The 4160-nt window shown below is 44.7% G+C and carries 2 protein-coding genes; one reads left to right on the top strand and one right to left on the bottom strand.

The window, feature by feature from the left end; genetic code table 11:
- On the bottom strand, positions 1–1090 hold a 1090-nt coding region (locus OEM52_14305), incomplete at its 3' end, for a PQQ-like beta-propeller repeat protein (protein MDK9701308.1).
- Between the two features lie 503 nt (positions 1091–1593).
- Here OEM52_14305 and OEM52_14300 point away from each other — a divergent pair.
- The coding region (locus OEM52_14300) for a hypothetical protein (protein ID MDK9701307.1) at positions 1594–4160 on the top strand (2567 nt) is incomplete at its 3' end.

Below are 4160 nucleotides of genomic sequence, written 5' to 3'. Positions count from 1 at the left end.
ATACTGTCTTGTAGACGACTTTACCGGTTTTCCAATCGACGCCATTGGCAGTAATCCAACCACCCATTTCCTTTTGTTTAAATGGATTCAAACTGGATCGGAACGACATAAACAGTTTTAAACGGTCATCGCCGGGTACACTATAAACTTCTTCGATCGTCCCAATAATACGGTCGCTTTCCGACATATCCTTTTTGTGTTCCCAAAGAATCGTACCGTCGTCGACTTTGTAGCATAGAAGCGCATCCTTGAATGCGAAGAGACCTAATTTTCCTTCCGGAGTATCGAGGACAAAGGATTTGTTTGCTTCTTCGACTTCTCCTTCGCGGTACCAAAGTTCTTTTCCATCCGATAATCGAACAGAACCGACACCTTCTTCGAAAAAGAGTAACAACTTGCCATCTTGTTCCTGGATTGCGTTATCCCCCCACGCATCCGAAGGCCAGCGTTTTTCTGCTTTCCATAACTCAGCACCAGTCTTTGCATCGATCAAACTGACTTTTTTCTTCATAACCATTAAAATGCGATCACCAAAAGTCCAAATGACCGGTAATCCCTTTTCAACATATTTTGGATAGGGGGTAAACCCTTCGGATTTGGAGTGTTCCCAGATGACTTTTCCATCTGCAAGATTTAGCAGGATGTAGTGTTGTTCATCGGTATCGAATTCCATCAGAAAACCGTTTTCGGTACTGTAGGATCGGAGGAATTTTTTTGTTTTGATTTCGAGCTGGGTTTCCCAGACTTCCTTACCGGTCGCAATATCAATACACTTCAAACCTTTTTTTACCGAGTAAACGTAGAGTGGCTTTGGGGAGTCCGTGTTTAACAATTGGTAATAACCATCTTCGTTAAATCCTTTAAGGGTACCTTCCCAAAGCTTTCCACCTTTGATGCCATCAAACACTTTAACTTCATCATCGTCCCGGATCCAGACAAACTGACCTTGGTCACCGACCAATTCCCGGACAACATTTTTCTTGGCTTTGATTTCCCAAACGGTTTTTGGTTTCGGAATTGCCGCATTTGCTTCGACAATACACATGAACGCCGATACTGCTATGAGTCCAGCGAGTAGTAGTTTCTTCATCGGTTATCCCCCTTCTGTCTGTGTGGTAAATAATTGAAAAACAAGGTGGCAATATACACAAAGCCAAAATCAAAATCAACTATAATCCTATCGATGATTTCTGATATTATGTGAGGTGTATCAACTCCCGGAGAAATCAATATGCTCTTTTATACATCTTGAGAACTGTTATCTTTGGTTTGTGAAGAAACGTGACTGCAGTCACACATCAGGTTTACTGACCCGAATGATGTTTCAAGTCATTAAAACTCAGGGTTGTATTATCTAGTGTCTTGATTTGCAGTCTTGAGTAAATTTGTTGCTGTACAACTACTGTGAAATTCAAAACAACTCGAGAAAATTCTCAATTCGTTTTTTTTTCTTGACATCGAAATCCAGTCATCGTAAACTCGTTTCGACTTTTTTAAAACAACACCTTAGATTTTCATTCAACGGATCTCGCTGCACTGCTTACCCGCTTTACTTCTTTGTTAGCCACTTCTTTCAGAAGAAAGGGAAGAACTATGAATTGTAAAAAAATGAAACATGCAAGTAAGGTGGGATTGCTCCTTCTAAGCTTGCTGTTCCTGATTGGCGCAGCCAATGCTTTACCTGCTTCGGATAAGGCTCCTTTGAGCTATACTCCAGATCAGATTCAAGCGATTGCCTCACGCATCCTACAAGGTGAAATTGTTAGCGAAAGTGAAAAAATCGCTGCCGATCCCCTTGTCCAACAGTTGCTTCCACGCGACACAAATCCTCCATCAACTGACCAGACATGGGGTCCCGATGGTGTTGGCTACTCAGCCCGCGATGGAGCTAGTGGTGCAACATATTTCTGGGATGACATTTTGGCAACTGGTTCCGAAGCTTGGGCAGGGGCATCAAGCGACGACAGTTACATATCTGGTTTGCCGATCGGTTTCACGTATCCCTTCTACGGAACGAACTATACTACGTTTAATATCTGTGCAAACGGATTCATTACGTTTACAGGGAGTCCAGGTTATACAACCGCCTTGCCTACTACTAACTACGATTGGATCGTACCTCAAAAAGGTTCCAGTACAGCGAATGACAACTATAAAGAAATCGCGTCTCGATACATGTACCAGACGCTCTCAAATCCAACCCGATTAGTGGTTTCGTTTATCGATGTTCGGTGGTTTAATTCAACATATCGTGCAGATACGAGTTACACTCGTACATGGCAAATCGTGCTCTATCCCGATGGTCGTGCACAGGTTAATTACCGAAGGTTAACGACCCTTTTGACCGGTGCGACTTATTACGGTGGTATCGATGATATCGGAGCTAATGGTTTCGATATAATTGCCGCAGGGACCTTAGTTAGCGGACTGACCAATTATGCCATTGAGTACAATCCTCCTTGCCATAACACCTTGAATCATGCACCAGTAAGTGGAACAACCGGTATCGCAGCAACACCCACTTTGAGTTGGACGAACAATAGTTGTGTTGCAAGCAGTGATGTCTATTTGTCTACCTTACAAGCTGATGTCACAAACTTAGCGGCTGGTGCATTAGTCGCCGATCATACCGCGGGAACGTCTTACACACCGGCAAGCCCGTTACTCAACAACACGGTGTACTACTGGCGGGTTGTCTCGCGGAACTCAGCGAATGCAACAATAAACTCAGCTGTCATGTCTTTCTTGACAATCGGTGCGACTCCGATGTCTGGGAACTATACAATCGGTGGTGTTTCTCCAAGCTATGCAACATTTACCGATGCAGTGAACGCGTTGGTCGCTAATTCGATTAACGGTCCCGTTGTATTCAGCGTTCGTCCCGGGACCTACTCCGAACGAATCACGATCCCCGTGTTAAACGGTTCTTCGGCAACGAATACCGTTACGTTCCAAAAAGAAACCGCCGCGGTCGTGTTGAATGGTGCAGGAACAACCGGCGCAACTGACGCAACCGTATTAATCAGCGGTGCCGATTACATCATCTTCGATGGTATCGATGTCGCCGATCCGGGAACTACCGATGTCGAGTTTGGATATTGGATCACCAATGCCAACGCTACGGACGGCAGCTCTTACAATACGATTAAAAATGCTACGATTACTTTGAATCGTACCAACGCGAACACTCGTGGTATCCGGCAATACTATACGACGATACCGACAAGCTCGACCGGTGCTAATCACTATAACAAGTATTTGAATCTGAAGATTTCGAATGCGCGTTATGGCGGTTACATTTACGGCTACTCAACGACTTATCCCGATCTCGGAACCGAAGTTGGTAGTACCGTTGCAGGAACTGGCAATACCAACCGCTTTGTTATCGGTTCCAACGGAGTCGATGATATCGGTGGTGCCGGTGCTAGTTATGGTTTGTACATGTACTACCAGAACAATGCCAGTGTTCACGATATCGATGTGGCTAATGTCACTTCTATCGGCGCAGTTGCTTATGGTGTGTATGCTTATTACCAAAGTGGAAACTATAACTTCTACAACAACCGTGTTTACAATATTCACTCCACGTCAACGACGACGACGAACTATGCCGCCTACGGGTACTACGGAGCACATACTTCGGGGTACACATACAACATTTTCAACAACTTCATTTACAGTGTCAATTCGACTTCGATCCGAACGACAAACGTCGCCACTTTTTACATGTATGGCGCGTATTTGACCGGATCAGGTACGTTTAATTTTGACAACAATAGTGTGTTGTTGAACCAAGGCTTGTACAACCAAGGTGCCGATTTGATGTATAATTCGGCGTGTTTGTACACGGTTACCGGTACGTTTAATACCCGGAACAACATTCTGTACAACAAAACCCCGAATCAAGCATCGACCAGTAAGCACTATGCCTACTATCGCAGCAGCGGTACCTTAACCTCCGATAACAACGTGTACTATGTACCTAACCCGACAAATGGTTACACGGGTTACTTTAATACCGACCAAGCTACGTTGGCAAACTGGCAAGCAGCATCCTTAGTTGATGCCGCCTCATGGGCAACCAACCCCGGTTTCGTAGACGATACGGGAACCGATTTGCACATCGCTCCGAACCAATCTTCGACACCTGTTGAAGGCAA

The sequence above is a fragment of the bacterium genome, assembly GCA_030247525.1.
Taxonomy (GTDB): domain Bacteria; phylum Electryoneota; class JAOADG01; order JAOADG01; family JAOADG01; genus JAOTSC01.
The sequence above is the reverse complement of the archived record's forward strand: the minus strand, read 5'-3'. Positions and strand labels throughout refer to the sequence as shown.